Annotated in this window: 15 protein-coding genes; 7 read left to right on the forward strand and 8 right to left on the reverse strand. The window is 65.2% G+C overall.

What is annotated here, in order from left to right; translation table 11 throughout:
* Window positions 1-56: 56 nt before the first annotated feature.
* Together KPL81_RS04715 and trxB are read left to right on the forward strand one after the other, a co-directional pair.
* A complete protein-coding gene (locus KPL81_RS04715; RefSeq protein WP_209475921.1) occupies window positions 57-266 on the forward strand; it encodes a zinc ribbon domain-containing protein in 210 nt (69 codons plus the stop codon).
* Window positions 267-402: 136 nt separating this feature from the next.
* A complete protein-coding gene (gene trxB / locus KPL81_RS04720) occupies window positions 403-1,353 on the forward strand; it encodes a thioredoxin-disulfide reductase (protein ID WP_219790880.1) in 951 nt (316 codons plus the stop codon).
* A 177-nt stretch (window positions 1,354-1,530) separates the two neighbouring features.
* On the opposite strand, the gene KPL81_RS04725 is transcribed toward trxB, so the two are convergent.
* The gene (locus KPL81_RS04725) at window positions 1,531-1,845 is read right to left on the reverse strand and encodes a SlyX family protein (protein WP_219790881.1); all 315 of its coding nucleotides are present in this window, start codon (window positions 1,843-1,845) and stop codon (window positions 1,531-1,533) included.
* A gap of 50 nt (window positions 1,846-1,895) precedes the next feature.
* On the opposite strand from KPL81_RS04725, the gene KPL81_RS20715 reads away from it, so the two are divergent.
* A complete protein-coding gene (locus KPL81_RS20715; protein WP_209475926.1) occupies window positions 1,896-2,360 on the forward strand; it encodes a cold-shock protein in 465 nt (154 codons plus the stop codon).
* 106 nt (window positions 2,361-2,466) lie between these two features.
* On the opposite strand, the gene KPL81_RS04735 is transcribed toward KPL81_RS20715, so the two are convergent.
* The 7 genes from KPL81_RS04735 to map form a co-directional block, all read right to left on the reverse strand.
* The gene (locus KPL81_RS04735) at window positions 2,467-2,874 is read right to left on the reverse strand and encodes a hypothetical protein (RefSeq protein WP_209475928.1); all 408 of its coding nucleotides are present in this window, start codon (window positions 2,872-2,874) and stop codon (window positions 2,467-2,469) included.
* A gap of 20 nt (window positions 2,875-2,894) precedes the next feature.
* The gene (dapE, locus tag KPL81_RS04740; RefSeq protein ID WP_219790882.1) at window positions 2,895-4,067 is read right to left on the reverse strand and encodes a succinyl-diaminopimelate desuccinylase; all 1,173 of its coding nucleotides are present in this window, start codon (window positions 4,065-4,067) and stop codon (window positions 2,895-2,897) included.
* Window positions 4,054-5,079: a 2,3,4,5-tetrahydropyridine-2,6-dicarboxylate N-succinyltransferase gene (gene dapD / locus KPL81_RS04745; RefSeq protein ID WP_219790883.1), complete on the reverse strand. Its 1,026-nt coding sequence runs from the start codon at window positions 5,077-5,079 to the stop codon at window positions 4,054-4,056. Before dapD ends, dapE begins: the two co-directional genes overlap by 14 nt.
* A 32-nt stretch (window positions 5,080-5,111) precedes the next feature.
* Complete coding sequence (locus KPL81_RS04750) at window positions 5,112-5,456, reverse strand: Spx/MgsR family RNA polymerase-binding regulatory protein (protein ID WP_219790884.1); 345 nt, start codon at window positions 5,454-5,456, stop codon at window positions 5,112-5,114.
* Complete coding sequence (gene dapC / locus KPL81_RS04755) at window positions 5,456-6,655, reverse strand: succinyldiaminopimelate transaminase (RefSeq protein WP_219790885.1); 1,200 nt, start codon at window positions 6,653-6,655, stop codon at window positions 5,456-5,458. The genes KPL81_RS04750 and dapC overlap by 1 nt, the downstream gene beginning before the upstream one ends.
* Window positions 6,656-6,758: 103 nt before the next feature.
* On the reverse strand, window positions 6,759-9,440 hold the full coding sequence (locus KPL81_RS04760) for a [protein-PII] uridylyltransferase (RefSeq protein ID WP_219790886.1): 2,682 nt from the start codon (window positions 9,438-9,440) through the stop codon (window positions 6,759-6,761).
* Window positions 9,441-9,451: 11 nt separating this feature from the next.
* Window positions 9,452-10,243, reverse strand: a complete 792-nt coding sequence (map, locus tag KPL81_RS04765; protein WP_219790887.1) for a type I methionyl aminopeptidase — start codon at window positions 10,241-10,243, stop codon at window positions 9,452-9,454.
* Between the two features lie 314 nt (window positions 10,244-10,557).
* On the opposite strand from map, the gene rpsB reads away from it, so the two are divergent.
* The 4 genes from rpsB to frr all read left to right on the forward strand — a co-directional run bounded on the left by rpsB (window position 10,558) and on the right by frr (window position 13,783).
* Window positions 10,558-11,304, forward strand: coding sequence for a 30S ribosomal protein S2 (rpsB, locus tag KPL81_RS04770; RefSeq protein ID WP_209475940.1), 747 nt, complete (start codon window positions 10,558-10,560; stop codon window positions 11,302-11,304).
* Between the two features lie 168 nt (window positions 11,305-11,472).
* Window positions 11,473-12,342: a translation elongation factor Ts gene (gene tsf / locus KPL81_RS04775; RefSeq protein ID WP_209475942.1), complete on the forward strand. Its 870-nt coding sequence runs from the start codon at window positions 11,473-11,475 to the stop codon at window positions 12,340-12,342.
* A 116-nt stretch (window positions 12,343-12,458) separates the two neighbouring features.
* Window positions 12,459-13,220, forward strand: a complete 762-nt coding sequence (gene pyrH, locus KPL81_RS04780) for a UMP kinase (protein ID WP_219790888.1) — start codon at window positions 12,459-12,461, stop codon at window positions 13,218-13,220.
* A 5-nt stretch (window positions 13,221-13,225) separates the two neighbouring features.
* Window positions 13,226-13,783 (forward strand): ribosome recycling factor, encoded by a 558-nt coding sequence (frr, locus tag KPL81_RS04785; protein ID WP_219790889.1) that lies wholly within the window; start codon window positions 13,226-13,228, stop codon window positions 13,781-13,783.
* Window positions 13,784-13,829: the final 46 nt, after the last annotated feature.

The following is a 13,829-nucleotide window of genomic DNA, read 5'->3' on the forward strand; positions in this document are numbered from 1 at the left end:
AAGCCTGTTGCGTGGCGCCGCCGCCCTTGAGGGGAGCAGCGCCGGGAGTTTTCGTCATGCATGAAGAGCGGCTCGACACTCATCCGGTCAACTGCCCCTACTGCAGTATGCCCTTCGACCTGCTCGTGGATATCACTCAGGGCAGCCACCAGACGTGGGAAGACTGCCCCTATTGTTGTGCACCGATCCAGCTTCGGGTGGAAGTGTCGCCGCTGACGGGAGAGCTCGATGCCCTGATGCTGGGGCGCGACGACGAAGTGCTGTGAAAGCGTGGGGCAGGACGACGCTCTCGGCCTCCGAGGCTGGTACAATGGCGACAACCCTTGCCCCGGCGGGTCGCCAAGGCAGCGACCGGGGACATGACAAGCCTCATCTTGTTTTCGAGCTGCGAGGATTCCCTTCATGAGCGAAGCGCGTCACGAACGCTTGATCATTCTCGGTTCCGGCCCGGCCGGCTATACCGCTGCGGTCTACGCGGCCCGGGCCAACCTCAAGCCGGTGCTGATCACCGGCATCCAGGCCGGCGGCCAGTTGACCACCACCACCGACGTGGACAACTGGCCCGGCGACGATGCCGGCGTGCAGGGGCCGGAACTGATGGAGCGCATGAAGCGCCATGCCGAGCGCTTCGATACCGAAGTACTGTTCGACCATATCCACGAGGTCGACCTGCGCAACCGCCCCTTCACCCTCAAGGGCGACAGCGGCAGCTACACCTGTGATGCGCTGATCATCGCCACCGGTGCCAGCGCCCGCTATCTGGGGCTACCCTCCGAGCAGCAGTTCATGGGCCAGGGGGTGTCGGCCTGCGCCACTTGCGATGGCTTCTTCTACCGCAACAAGGAGGTCGTGGTGGTGGGCGGAGGCAATACCGCCGTGGAAGAGGCGCTCTATCTCTCCAATATTGCCTCCAAGGTGACCCTGGTGCATCGTCGCGACAGCCTGCGTGCGGAGAAGATCCTGCAGGACAAGCTGCGCGAGAAGGCCGAGAACGGTAACGTCGTGCTCGAGTGGAACCATGTGATGGAAGAAGTGCTGGGCGACGCCAGCGGCGTGACCGGCGTGCGTATTCGCTCCACCGTCGACGGCAGCGTCAAGGAGCTCGAGGTCCCCGGCGTCTTCATCGCCATCGGCCACAGCCCCAACACCGCCATCTTCGAGGGCCAACTGGAGATGCACGACGGCTACATCAAGGTGAAGTCCGGCCTCGAGGGCAACGCCACCGCCACCAGCATTCCCGGCGTGTTCGCCGCCGGCGACGTGATGGATCATGTCTACCGCCAGGCGGTGACCTCCGCCGGTACTGGCTGCATGGCGGCATTGGATGCGGAGCGCTACCTGGACGATCTGTAAAACAAATCTGGAAGCTGCTTGGCTATGAGTCCGCGGCTTCCTGGCGTCAGGCCTGTTCGGGGGCGCTGTGAACCCTTCCCTGGGCGCTACCGATGCCATCCATGGCATCGGACCCCCTCTCAGGCCTGCCCCCAGCGCCGCTTGAGTTGGTGGCGCCAGATCTTGGTACAGAACCGGTCAATAGTGCGGCGGCACCTCATCCTGCGCTGACGGTGCCCCCATCTCCGAATCCTGCAGCGCCCGCTGCTGGTCGCGCAGCTTTTCCTGCATCAGGGTATTGATCCGCTCCAGCTGCGCCAGGCGCCGTTCCTGATTGGCAACGGCATGGTCCAGCGTGTCCAGCCAGTGCTCCTGGTAGGCGATGCGGCTCTCCAGTGCTTCGAGCCGGGTGGCGAGCACCCGGGAAAGGCTCATGCTAGAATCGTCGCGCTGCGTGTCGCTGTTCATCGTGACACCTTCATTGGGCGATAGGGCCTCGGGTCGTGTCGTCATCAGACATCCTGTTTCGCCAATTCCACATAACAAGTGAGCAATACGGATCCATGAATCGCAAGGTTATCATTCGCTGTACGTTGATCAGCCTGCTGCTGGCGCTGCCGGCACCGTTGCTGATTGCCCTGTCACTGGCCCTGGCCGATGTCGGACTACCCCAGCAGCTGCTTACCCTGCTGGAGCCCGACGGCTACATTGCGGGCTATGTTACCGTGTCTCTCGCCGTGTTCGTGCTGCTGCTCGTCGCCACCCTGGCCACCCATGCGGTAAGCCCTCAACTGGCGGTGCTCGCCGCCGTGGAGAACGACGATCGCGAGATCGGAGAGGTCAAGTGGTTCAACGTCAACAAGGGCTATGGTTTCATCAAGCGCGAGAGCGGGGAGGACGTGTTCGTGCATTTCCGCGCCATCCGCGGTCGCGGCCATCGTACCCTGGCCGAGGGTCAGAAGGTGCGCTACTACGTGATCGAAAATGAACGGGGACTACAAGCCGACGATGTCACCGTAATCACTTGAACGAAGTACCTGGCCTGGCCATCGCTCGGCAGCTTTTGCGAGCAGGTCAGGCTTCAAGAACATCGCCCCGCATGTTTCAGAACATGCGGGGCGATGTCGTTTCGGCTCACTGGCCGGAATCGGGCCAGTCGATGGCGTTTTCGCTGCCGTCGGGAAGCACTTGCCAGAAGCGGTCGGGATCGTCGCCGGGCTGCCAGCCACCCAGCGAGCAGCGTACCTCGCAGCCGAGCCGTGCAGCGGCGTCGCGGGCACAGTCGCAGTCCCTCAGCCACGGGGTATGCGAGCTGTCGAACCACAGGCTGGCGAAGCCGTCGGCGGCCTTCTCGACCAGCAGCACCGGGACCTCATGACCTTCGTGATGACCTCGCGTTTGCCACTTGCCCCGGCCGGCGCCGCGCAGCGGGGCCGCATCCAGCGTCTCGCCGAGCCAGGCATCGATCGCACCCGGCTGGGGCTGGCGCAGGTAGATCTCGATGTCGGGATAGCGCAGGTGACTGTCGTGCTGGTGTGGCATGGTGATCCCTCTCGGCGCGGTCAAGGCTGGGCGGTGCCGTTGGTGAAAAGCTTGGCCAGGATCGCCTCGTAGATTCGACTCAGGTCGTCGAGGTCGGCGGCGCGAACGTGCTCGTTGGTCTGGTGAATGGTGGCGTTGCGAGGCCCCAGTTCCACGACCTGGCTGCCCAGCGTGGCGATGAAGCGCCCATCCGAGGTCCCTCCGCTGGTCGAGAGCCGGGAGCGACGGCCGAGTACGGCCTCCACGCCGTGCAGGGCGGCCTCCACCAGCTCACCCTCGGCAGTCAGGAACGGCTCGCCGTTGAGGGTCCAGTCGAGCTGGTACTCGAGGCCGTGGGCATCGAGTATCGCTTCGGTGCGTGAGCGCAACTGCTCATGGGTCACCTCGGTGGAGAAGCGGAAGTTGAACACCACTTCCACATCGCCGGGTATGACGTTGGTCGCACCGGTGCCGGCACGCAGGTTGGAGATCTGAAAGCTGGTGGCGGGGAAGAAGTCGTTGCCGCCGTCCCAGTGTTCACGTACCAGTGCGTCGAGTGCCGGCATGGCCTGGTGGATCGGGTTGCGCGCCAGGTGCGGGTAGGCCACGTGGCCCTGCACGCCCCGGATGTGCAGCACGCCGCCCAGCGAGCCGCGCCGACCGTTCTTGATCACGTCGCCGAGCACGTCGGTGGAGGAGGGTTCGCCGACGATGCAGTAGTCGAGGCGCTCGTTGCGCTCGCGCAGGTGCTCGACCACCGCCCGGGTGCCGTCCACGGCGGGCCCTTCCTCGTCGGAAGTGATCAGGAAGGCGATCCGTCCGTGGTGGTCGGGATGTGCGCTGACGAAACGCTCCACTGCGGTGATCATCGCCGCCAGGCTGCCCTTCATGTCGGCCGAGCCGCGGCCGCGCAGCATGCCTTCGTCATCAATGCAGGGCTCGAAGGGGGGCGTATCCCAGTGCACGTGGGGCCCGCTCGGCACCACGTCGGTATGGCCGGCAAAGGCCAGTACCGGGCCGTGATGGCCGTGGGTGGCCCAGAAGTTCTCCACGTCGCCGAAGGGCAGGCGTTCGATGTGAAAGCCCAGCCGCTCCAGGCGCTCGATCATCAGCGCCTGGCAGCCGAGGTCGTCGGGGGTGACCGAGGGGCGGCGAATCAGCTCGAAGGCGAGCTGCAGGGTCGCCGAGAGCCCCTGGGGATCAGTCGTTGGCATGCAGGGCCTCGTTGAGCGCGATGGCGCTCTTGTTGGTCAGGCACTCGATGCGACCGTTCTGCGAATTGCGTCGCAGCAGCAGGTCGCTCTGGCCGGCCAGCTCGCGCGCCGCCACGGTCCTGACTTCCTGGCCCTGGTCGTCGAGCAGGGTCACCTTGGCGCCGGCAGTGATGTAGAGCCCGGCTTCCACGGTGCAGCGGTCGCCCAGCGGAATGCCGATACCGGCGTTGGCACCGATCAGGCAGCCCTCGCCGACCTTGATGACGATGTTGCCGCCGCCGGACAGGGTACCCATGGTGGAGCAGCCGCCGCCCAGGTCGGAGCCCCTGCCCACCATCACGCCGGCGGAGATGCGACCCTCGATCATGCCGGGACCTTCGGTGCCGGCGTTGAAGTTGACGAACCCCTCATGCATCACGGTGGTGCCTTCGCCCAGGTAGGCGCCCAGGCGCACCCGGGCGGTATCGGCGATGCGTACGCCGCTGGGCACCACGTAGTCGGTCATCTTGGGGAACTTGTCCACACAGTCCACCGATAGCGTGCGGCCCTCCAGGCGTGCCTTGAGGCGGCGGGCAGGGAGCTCCTCGATGTCGATCGGCCCTTCGCTGCTCCAGGCCACGTTGCGCAGCAGGCCGAACATGCCGGTGAGGTCGACGCCGTGGGGCTTGACCAGGCGATGCGACAGCAGGTGCAGCTTGAGATAGACCTCGGGCGCGCTCTGCGGCGGCAGGTCGCTTTCCAGGAAACTGGCGACCAGCGGGCGCTGGCTGGCGGCCAATGCCTCGATCAGCTCGGCCTGGGCGACGTGGCCCGCTGCCGTTAGCGCCTCACCAAGCTTGGCGCAGTGTTCGGGCAGGAAGCTGACGGCGCTGTTGCCGGCGGGGACGTCGAGCACCTTGCCGACGGCCTCCACCAGGCTGGCATCCGGCTTGAGCAGCGGCGCCGGATAGTAGATCTCCAGCCAGTCGCCCTGGGTGTTCTGGGTGCCGATTCCGAAGGCAAAACTCAGCATGTGGTGTCCTCACGTCATGAAGGGGATGGGCTTCAGCCCTTGAGATCGTCGTAGTCGCCGTCGCGATAGCCGATGCGTATCTCGTCGCCGGTATCGAGCAACGGCCGCTTGAGCAGGGTCGGATTGGCCATGACCAGCGCGCGGACTTTGTTGGCATCGAGGTCCTGCTTGTCCTCATCGGGCAGGTTGCGCCAGGTGGTGCTGCGCCGATTGATGGCCTCCATCACTGGGACCCGCGTGAGGATATGCTCGAGCAGAGCGGCGGAGAGGCCATCCTCGCGCAGGTCGTGGATCTGATAGGGCAGTCCTTTCTCGTCCAGGGCCTTGCGCGCCTTGCGGCAGGTGTCGCAGTTCTTGATCACGAAGAGGGTCGCCATCATGCACTCCTTTCGATGAAACGGCGAATTCGCTGGGCGGCTTCCACGGTGGCGTCGAGCTCGGCCACCAATGCCAGGCGGATGCGGCCTGCCCCGGGATTGGTGCCATCGGCACCCAGGCGTCCCATGTAGGAACCGGGGAGCACGCTGACGTGTTCCATGGAGAACAGCGCTCGGGTGAAGGCTTCGTCGTCACCGCCCGGTACCGCCGGCCATAGGTAGAAACTGGCCTCGGGGGTGGGAAATTCAAGCACCGGGGCGAGAATTTCGCTCACCGCGGCGAACTTCTCGCGATAGGCGTCGCGGTTGGCGCGCACGTGGGCTTCGTCGTTCCAGGCGGTGATCGAGGCGTGCTGCAACGGCAGCGACATGGCGCAGCCATGATAGGTGCGGTAGCGCTTGAACGGGGCGATCAGCCCGGCGTCACCGGCGACGAAGCCGGAGCGCAGCCCTGGCAGGTTGGAGCGCTTGGAGAGCGAATGGAACACCAGGCAGCGGCGGTAGTCGTGGCGGCCGAGGGAGGCGCAGGCCTCGAGCAGCCCCGGCGGCGGGGCACCCTCGTCGAGGTAGAGCTCTGAGTAGCACTCATCGGAGGCGATGATGAAGTCGTGTTCATCGGCCAGGGCGATCAGTTTCTCGAACTCGGCCCGCGGCGTCACCGCGCCGGTGGGGTTGCCCGGCGAGCAGAGGAAGACGATCTGCACCTCGCGCCAGGTGTCGGCCGGCACGGCGTCGAAGTCGGGGCGAAAGCCGTTTTCGGCCCGGCAGTCCAGGTAGAGCGGCTGTCCGCCAGCAAGCAGGGTGGCGCCCTCATAGATCTGATAAAAGGGGTTGGGCACTGCCACCCGGGCCGGGCGGGTGCGGTCCAGCGCGGCCTGGACGAAGGCGAAGATCGCCTCGCGGGTACCGTTGACCGGCAGCACCTGGCGCTCGGCGTCGAGTCCCTCGAGGCCGAAGCGTCGCCTGGCCCAGCCGGCGATGGTGTCGCGCAGCTCGGGAATACCGGCGGTGGCCGGGTAACGGGCGAAGTCGAGCTGGTGCGCCTGGAGCGTCTCCAGCGCGGCAGCGAAAGGGGCGTGCTGCGGTTCGCCGATGGTCAGCGGAATGTGCGCGGGCCCGGCGGGAGGCATCACGCCGTCCTTTAGATTGGCGAGCCTTTCGAAGGGGTAAGGCTTGAGGGCGTCGAGATCGGGGTTCATCGGTGTCCAGGCGCCGTGGGTCGGCGTCGTTGTCGTGTCTGCGGGCAGACCGACGATTATAGGGAAGGCCCCGGCTCGCCTCAAACCCGTACGTGGCGTGACGTCAGCGCGCCACGTCCAGCATTTCGATCAGCCGCTCGCGCAGGCGCTGCTGACGCTCGGGGTCGGTCAGCGGCGCGCCCGCCTTGTCGGTAATGAAGAACACGTCCTCGACGCGCTCCCCCAGGGTGGCGATCTTGGCCGCCGACAGCGAGATATCCTGCTCCATGAAGATGCGCCCGACCCGGGCCAGCAGGCCGGGGCGGTCCGGGGCGGTCAGCTCCAGCAGGGTTCGCTCGTTGGCCGGGTCCTGCTCGATCAGCACCTCGGTGGGTACCTTGAAGTGGCGCAGTTGGCGCGGCGTGTGGCGGGTGACTATCTGCGGGTAGTCGTCCGGGTCGTCGAGCTCCTCGACGAGATGCGCGCGGATCTCCTCGATGCGACTCGGGTCGCGAATGGCGCGGCCCTGATCGTCGAGCACGATGAAGGTATTGAGCGTCCAGTCATTGCTCGAGGTGGCGATGCGCGCATCGTGGATAGAGAGCCCGAGCTGCTCCATGGCCGCGGCGGTGGCGGCGAACAGGTCGTCCACCGAACGGGTATGGATGAACACCTTGGTGCCGCCGTCGGTCATGTCGTCGGTGGGGGCGCTGATCAGGATCAACGGCAAAAGGGACTCCCCGTGGGCCAGGATCCCCATGGTCTGCCAGGCGATCTCGCTCGGCGCGTACTGCAGGAAGTACTCCTCGCCGAGCGACTCCCACAGGCGGTCGACCCGATCGATGTCGGCCCCTACCGTGGCCAGCAGCGAGCGCGCCTCGCTGCGGGTCTCGCGCACCCACTCCTCGCGGTCGAGGGGGTTGTCCAGGCCGCGGCGCAGGGCGCGCTTGGTCTCGGCGTGGAGCTGGCGCAACAGCGAGGCGCGCCAGCCGTTCCACAGCGTCGGGTTGGTGGCGTTGATGTCGGCCACGGTCAGCACGTAGAGGTAGTCCAGGCGGATCTCGTCGCCGACCTGGAAGGCGAATTCGCGAATCACGTCGGGGTCGGTGATGTCGCGTTTCTGTGCCACCATCGACATCACCAGATGGTTCTCCACCAGCCAGCTGACCAGCCGCGTGTCGCGGCTCGACAGGCCGTGGCGCTCGGCGAAGCGCTCCACGTCGCGGGCGCCTAGCAGCGAGTGATCACCGCCGCGTCCCTTGCCGATGTCGTGGTAGAGCCCGGCAATCCACAGCAGTTCCAGCTTGGGCAGTTGGTGCACCAAGGCTGCCGCCACCGGGAAGTCGTCGCGCGCCTCGGGCTTGCGAAACTGATGGATGAACTTGAGCAGGCGCAGGGTGTGGGCGTCCACGGTGTAGATGTGGAACAGGTCGTGCTGCATCAGCCCCACCGCCTGGCCGAATTCCGGCAGGTACTTGCCCAGCACGCCGTAGCGGTTCATGCGCCGCAGCTGGCGCGCCACGTTGCCGCTGGAGCACAGCAGCGACATGAACAGGTGCTGGTGCTGGGCATCGTCACGGTAGAGATCGTCGATCAGGTGGCGATGATCGCGAATCAGGCGGATAGTGTCGGCGCGCACGCCCTCGATCTCGGGATGCTCGGCCATCAGCAGGAACAGCTCGAGTAGCGCATAGGGGTGGTCGCGAAACACCGAGCGGTTGCGCGCCTTGATATAGCCGCCCTCGATCACGAAGCGCTCGTTGAGGTCGCTGGTCTCCAGCCGCTCGCCGCTGCGCAGTATCGCTTCGTCGAAGTGCTGCAGCAGCATGTCGTTGAGACCCGCCAGCGCCGTGACATGGCGGTAGTAACGCTTCATGAACTGCTCGACGGCGAGCCGTTCGGGCGTGTCGCGAAAGCCGAACAGCTCGGCAATGGTACGCTGGTGGTCGAACAGCAGGCGATCCTCGGCGCGACCGGTGAGCATGTGCAGGGCGTAGCGCACCTGCCACAGGAAGGCCTGACCCTGGCTCAGGATGCGCAGTTCGGCATCGTTCATGAAGCCGTTCGCCACCAGATCCTCGTAGCGCTGGCTGCCGAAGTGGCGCTTGGCCACCCAGCCGATCATCTGGATATCGCGCAGTCCGCCCGGCGAACTCTTGATGTTGGGCTCGAGGTGATACTCGGAATTGTTGAAGCGGTGGTGGCGGGCGATCTGCTCCTGCCACTTGGCCTCGAAGAAGCGATCGGACGGCCACATCCGCTCGCGGGCGATGCGCGCCTTCATCGCCTCGCGCAACGACTCGGGGCCGGCCAGGAGGCGCGACTCCATCAGGTTGGTGATGATGGTGATGTCGCCTTCGGCCTCGCGCTCGCAATCCGACAGCGAGCGCACGCTGTGGCCGATCTCCAGGCCGATGTCCCACAGCAGCGTGATGAAGGCGGTCAGCGGCTCGCGGTAGGGGGTGTCGTCATCGTCCTCGAGCAGCAGCATCAGGTCGACGTCGGACTGGGGGTGCAGCTCGCCGCGACCGTAACCGCCTACTGCCAGCAGCGCCACGCCGTCGTCGGGCCACGCCTGCAGCGACCAGGCCACGCCGAGCAGCTGGTCGAGGCACCAGGCGCGGCCGTGCACCAGGTCGCGGATGTCGGCACCGGCGTGGAAACGCTCGTCGAGTCGGCTCTGGATGTCGCGTAGCGCCGCCTTGAACGGGGCGATGGGAGAGCGCGTGCCGGCGAGCTCGCGCCGGAAGGTCTCGGCGTCGAACAGCGACTCGTCGGGCACGAAGCGATAGTGGTGCAGGAGCATGTTGGCTCGGCTCAGTGGTCGAGGAAGGACAGGTCTTCCTCGTGGCGTGCGGTGAGCACCTCGACGCCGGTCTCGGTGACCAGCAGCGTGTGCTCCCACTGCGCGGACAGGCTTTTGTCCCGGGTCACGGCGGTCCAGCCGTCGCGCAGCACCTTGGTCTGGTGGCCGCCGACGTTGATCATCGGTTCGATGGTCAGGCACATGCCGGCGGCCAGGGTGGCATCGGCCTCGGGCGCATAGCCGTCATAGTGCAACACTTGCGGATCCTCGTGGAAGCCGGCGCCGATGCCGTGACCGCAGAAATCGCGTACCACCGAGTAGCCGTTGGCTTCGGCGTGGCGCTGGATGGCGCGTGCCAGTTCCGAGAGGCGCACGCCCGGACGTACCAGGGCGATGCTCTTGTAGAGGCACTCCTGGGTCACGCGGCACAGCCGCTCGCCCTGGATGTTCTCGCCGACGATGAACATGGCGCTGGAGTCGCCGTGGTAACCGTCGGCGGTCTTCACGGTGACGTCGATGTTCATGATGTCGCCCCGCTTCAGCTTCTTTTCCGAGTCGGGGATGCCGTGGCAGACCACGTGGTTGAGCGAGGTGCAGATCGACTTGGGAAAGCCGTGGTAGTTGAGCGGCGCCGGCGTCGAGCCCAGCTCGTTCACGATATAGTCGTGGCACAGACGATCCAGCTCGCCGGTGGACACGCCGGCCTTGACGTGCGGTGCTATCATTTCCAGCACGCTGGCGGCCTGTCGGCCGGCCTCGCGCATCTTCTCGATCTCGTCGGGCGTCTTGATGAGTATGTTCATGGAATCTCGGTTCAGAGGGGTTGCAGCGCCGGCAACGTGGCCAAGGACGGCGGGCGACTTCATCTCGTTGGCGAACTATGGTATAAAGCCGCGCGCTTTCCTGCAATCGTCGCCCGTCTGGCCCAGGTCGGTTCGGCGGCGAGGCGGCGGAGCGTCGGCGTCCGGCAGCGACAGGTCGCGGCTCGAGCCGTTAACTCAACAGCCTTGAAAACACACACGTACCGGCACATGGTCCCGGGTGCTGCCGCGGTCGGTCCCGGCAGTCGGATCCATGGGGTGCGTGGAGGCCTAACCCGATTTTTCAGGAGTCATCCATGGCACATGTCAACATGCGCGACCTGCTCAAGGCAGGCGCACACTTCGGCCACCAGACCCGTTACTGGAACCCGAAGATGGGCAAATTCATCTTCGGCGCCCGCAACAAGATCCACATCATCAACCTCGAGCACACCCTGCCGGCCCTCAACGAGGTGATCGACGTGGTCGAGAAGATGGCGGCGGCCAACAACAAGATCCTGTTCGTCGGCACCAAGCGCAGCGCGAGCAAGATCATCAAGGAAGAGGCCAACCGCGTCGGCATGCCTTTCGTCAACCACCGCTGGCTCGGTGGCATGCTGACCAACTACAAGACCATCCGGCAGTCGATCAAGCGTCTGCGCGACCTCGAGACAATGCGCGAGGACGGCACCTTCGAGAAGCTGACCAAGAAAGAAGTCCTGATGGCGACCCGCGAGCAGGACAAGCTCGAGCGTTCCATCGGCGGCATCAAGGAGATGGGCGGCCTGCCCGACGCGCTGTTCGTGATCGATGTCGACCACGAGCGCATCGCCATCAACGAGGCGAACAAGCTCGGTATCCCGGTCATCGGCGTGGTGGACACCAACTCCGACCCGGACGGCGTCGACTACGTGATCCCCGGCAACGATGACTCCATCCGTGCCATTCAGATCTACGTCAAGGCCATCGCCGATGCCTGCGCGCGGGCGAAGGAAGGCCGTCCCGACGAATTCGTCGAGGTCACCGAGGGTGAAGGCGGCGACGCGGCTGCCGCTGCCGAGTAACGGCGAGTCGCCCGGATCGGCGCTGTCGATCCGGGCGGGCGGCCGACCAAGATGGCCGCCCGCGACCGCTCCGTTGCGGCGGGGCGGGACCCCACCGGGCCCATGGGCCCGGCGCCCTTATTCCCAGGTCGAACCTGAACGGGTTCCACTTATCGAGAGGTGAATACCATGGCAGCGATCAGCGCTTCCCAGGTGAAGGAACTGCGCGAGCGTACCGGGCTCGGCATGATGGAGTGCAAGAAGGCACTCACCGAAGCCGATGGTGACATCGAAGTCGCTATCGAGAACCTGCGCAAGAGCTCGGGTCTGAAGGCCGCCAAGAAGGCCGGTCGTACCGCCGCCGAAGGCGCCGTGGCGACTCGCGTCGCCGAGGACGGCAGCTACGGCGTGGTGGTCGAGATCAACTCCGAGACCGACTTCGTCGCTCGTGACGACAATTTCAAGGCGTTCGCCGACCAGGTTGCCGATGCCTTCTTCGCTGCCAAGAGCGAAGACGTCGCCGCGGTGATGGAAGGGGCTCTCGAGAGCGCCCGCGAGCAGCTGGTGCAGAAGATCGGCGAGAACATCGGCGTGCGTCGCTGCGCCGTGGTCGAGGCGCCCGAAGGCGGGCTGGTGGGCGAGTACGTCCACGGCGGCCGTATCGGTGTGCTCACCGTGCTCAAGGGTGGCAACAGCGAAGTGGCCAAGGACGTCGCCATGCACGTGGCTGCGATCAACCCGGCCGTGGCGCGTCCCGAGAACATGCCTCAGGAGCAGCTCGACAAGGAGAAGGCGATCATCCTGGCCCAGCCCGACATGGCCGGCAAGCCCGAGCAGATCGCCGAGAAGATGGTCGAAGGCCGCCTGAAGAAGTACCTGGCCGAGAACAGCCTGACCGAGCAGCCCTTCGTCAAGGATCCGAACCAGTCCGTCGCCGAGTTCGTCAAGGCCGCCGGCGGTGAGGTGATCGGCTTCACCCGTTTCGAGGTGGGCGAGGGCATCGAGAAGGAAGAGGTCGACTTCGCCAAGGAAGTCATGGAACAGGCTGGCCGTCGCTAAGGTCAGAGGTTCCAGCTCGAGAATGGCGTGCGCGCGAGCGCACGCCTTCTCGTATCCGGCCCCCGCGTCGGACATAGTAGAGTAGCTTCATCCCCTTGACGCCCAGGAGAGTTGCCATGCCCGCATCCGATCTCGTCGACAGCCCCGCCAAGTCCCGCGCCGAGAAGTCGAAGTACAAGCGTATCCTGCTCAAGCTCTCTGGCGAGGCCCTTATGGGTGAGCACGACTTCGGCATCGACCCCCAGGTGCTCGATCGCATGGCGCTGGAGATCGGCCAGTTGGTCGGTATCGGCGTGCAGGTGGGTATCGTCATCGGCGGCGGCAACCTGTTTCGTGGCGCCGCTCTCAACGCGGCCGGCATGGACCGGGTCACCGGCGACCACATGGGCATGCTGGCCACGGTGATGAATGCGCTGGCCATGCGCGACGCCCTGGAGCGTTCCAACATCCGTTCCCGGGTCATGTCCGCCATTCCCATGAGTGGTGTGGTCGAGCATTACGATCGCCGTACCGCGATTCGCTACCTGACCTCGGGAGACGTGGTATTGTTCTCCGCCGGCACCGGCAATCCCTTCTTCACCACCGATTCCGCGGCCTGCCTGCGCGGCATCGAGATCGATGCCGACGTGGTGGTAAAGGCCACCAAGGTGGACGGCGTCTACGACAAGGACCCGGTGAAGCATGCCGATGCGGTCAAGTACGATCATCTGAGCTACGATAATGCGCTCGATCAGAAGCTCGGCATCATGGATTTGACCGCTATCTGCCTGGTGCGGGACCATGACATGCCGGTTCGCGTCTTCAACATGAACAAGCCGGGCGCCCTGCTGAACCTGGTGGTGGGCGGCAAGGAAGGCACGCTGATAGACAGAGGTTGATACCCGTGATCAATGACATCCAGAAAGATGCCGAAAGTCGCATGAAGAAGAGCCTCGACGCTCTGCATGCCAATTTCAACAAGATCCGTACCGGGCGTGCTCATTCCAGCATTCTCGACTCGGTCACCGTGGAGTATTACGGCAGCCAGGTACCGCTCAACCAGGTAGCATCGGTCAACGTGGAAGACGCTCGAACCCTCTCCGTGGTGCCGTGGGAGCAGAACCTGGTGCCCAAGATCGAGAAGGCGATCATGACCTCCGACCTGGGCCTGAATCCGGCGAGTGCCGGCAACGTGATCCGCGTGCCGATGCCGATGCTCACCGAGGAGACCCGCAAGGGCTACATCAAGCAGGCTCGTGCCGAGGCCGAGAATGCTCGCGTGGCGGTACGCAACGTACGTCGCGATGCCAACAACGACATCAAGGCCCTGCTCAAGGAGAAGGAAATCTCCGAGGACGAGCAGCACCGCGCCGAGGATGCCATCCAGAAGCTGACCGACAAGTACATCGCCGAGATCGACAAGCAGCTCGAAGTGAAGGAACACGACCTGATGCAGGTCTGAGCAGCGCCGGGCGGCGGCCTGCCGCGTTGCCGCCCGGTCCTTACAC

The sequence above is a fragment of the Billgrantia antri genome (assembly GCF_019430905.1).
GTDB lineage: Bacteria > Pseudomonadota > Gammaproteobacteria > Pseudomonadales > Halomonadaceae > Halomonas > Halomonas antri.

Excerpts from the sequence above, each read along its gene's own strand:
- dapD (WP_219790883.1), bottom strand. The coding sequence starts at position 5,079 with ATGCTGAGTTTTGCCTTCGGAATCGGCACCCAGAACACCCAGGGCGAC.
- KPL81_RS04725 (WP_219790881.1), bottom strand. The coding sequence starts at position 1,845 with ATGACGACACGACCCGAGGCCCTATCGCCCAATGAAGGTGTCACGATG.
- rpsB (WP_209475940.1), top strand. The coding sequence starts at position 10,558 with ATGGCACATGTCAACATGCGCGACCTGCTCAAGGCAGGCGCACACTTC.
- pyrH (WP_219790888.1), top strand. The coding sequence starts at position 12,459 with ATGCCCGCATCCGATCTCGTCGACAGCCCCGCCAAGTCCCGCGCCGAG.
- dapC (WP_219790885.1), bottom strand. The coding sequence starts at position 6,655 with ATGAACCCCGATCTCGACGCCCTCAAGCCTTACCCCTTCGAAAGGCTC.
- dapE (WP_219790882.1), bottom strand. The coding sequence starts at position 4,067 with ATGCCAACGACTGATCCCCAGGGGCTCTCGGCGACCCTGCAGCTCGCC.
- KPL81_RS20715 (WP_209475926.1), top strand. The coding sequence starts at position 1,896 with ATGAATCGCAAGGTTATCATTCGCTGTACGTTGATCAGCCTGCTGCTG.
- KPL81_RS04735 (WP_209475928.1), bottom strand. The coding sequence starts at position 2,874 with ATGCCACACCAGCACGACAGTCACCTGCGCTATCCCGACATCGAGATC.
- trxB (WP_219790880.1), top strand. The coding sequence starts at position 403 with ATGAGCGAAGCGCGTCACGAACGCTTGATCATTCTCGGTTCCGGCCCG.
- KPL81_RS04715 (WP_209475921.1), top strand. The coding sequence starts at position 57 with ATGCATGAAGAGCGGCTCGACACTCATCCGGTCAACTGCCCCTACTGC.
- KPL81_RS04750 (WP_219790884.1), bottom strand. The coding sequence starts at position 5,456 with ATGGCGACCCTCTTCGTGATCAAGAACTGCGACACCTGCCGCAAGGCG.
- KPL81_RS04760 (WP_219790886.1), bottom strand. The coding sequence starts at position 9,440 with ATGCTCCTGCACCACTATCGCTTCGTGCCCGACGAGTCGCTGTTCGAC.
- tsf (WP_209475942.1), top strand. The coding sequence starts at position 11,473 with ATGGCAGCGATCAGCGCTTCCCAGGTGAAGGAACTGCGCGAGCGTACC.
- map (WP_219790887.1), bottom strand. The coding sequence starts at position 10,243 with ATGAACATACTCATCAAGACGCCCGACGAGATCGAGAAGATGCGCGAG.